Genomic DNA, 773 nt, shown 5'->3' with positions numbered 1-773 from the left:
TGCATGAAGGTTATCTGCAGTGAAAGGGTTAGCGCATTTGAACTATCTTAACTGCTTTGCGCAGTAACAAAAAGCGGCTCACTGAGGAGCCGCTAGTTTGAACATGGAGTCGCTTATTTGTTTAAATCGATCTGATAAATCGCAAAGCCCACTTCGTCAGTTGCGACGCGTTTCATCGGGTATTGGCCTTTGTCTTGGATAAACTTCGAAGCTTTTTCGCTCGGTGAGGTTTCAAAGCGAATATCCAGTTTTTTGTCTGACTTAATTGGTGCGAACGACCAGTTATTGTCAGCGCTTGGCGTGACTTCGCCTTTTTCCTCACTGACGCGAGAAATGTACGCAGCAACCACAGAACGGTTTTCGTCTGGAGAGTCAAATGCAATGAAGTTCGGACCAGTGCCAGGGAAGGTATTGCTGTATGCGCGGTAATTGTTAGTCGCAATGATGAAATCTTGTTTCGGATCAACTGGTTTGCCATTGAAAGTCAGATTCACGATACGCTGGGAGTCCGGATTAATGACTTTACAACTCGCGTCGTACTTCGGTGGTTGAGTGATGTCGATTTGGTATTCCACACCATCAATCACGTCAAAGTTGTACGTACGGAAGTTATCCCAATCAATTAACGATTGTGGCTGAGTCGTATTGACATCAATATGCTTGAATTGGCCCGCGCTGCACTCTAGCCATTCATGTACTTCTTTGCCTTTCACCTTCATTGCGACGAGCGTATTTGGGTATAGGTACAAGTCGGCGGCATTGCGGAAAGTCAG

1 protein-coding gene is annotated in these 773 nt (G+C 45.8%); it reads right to left on the bottom strand.

Annotation, left to right across the window (positions count from 1 at the left end; genetic code table 11):
* Positions 1–113: 113 nt before the first annotated feature.
* Positions 114–773, bottom strand: a 660-nt coding sequence (locus R7Q48_RS26640; RefSeq protein WP_318133223.1) for a 5'-nucleotidase C-terminal domain-containing protein, incomplete at its 5' end; no start/stop codon positions are given.

It is taken from the genome of Vibrio sp. 378, assembly GCF_033339435.1.
Note: the sequence above shows the minus strand (reverse complement) of the source record. Positions and strands in the feature narration are given on the sequence as shown.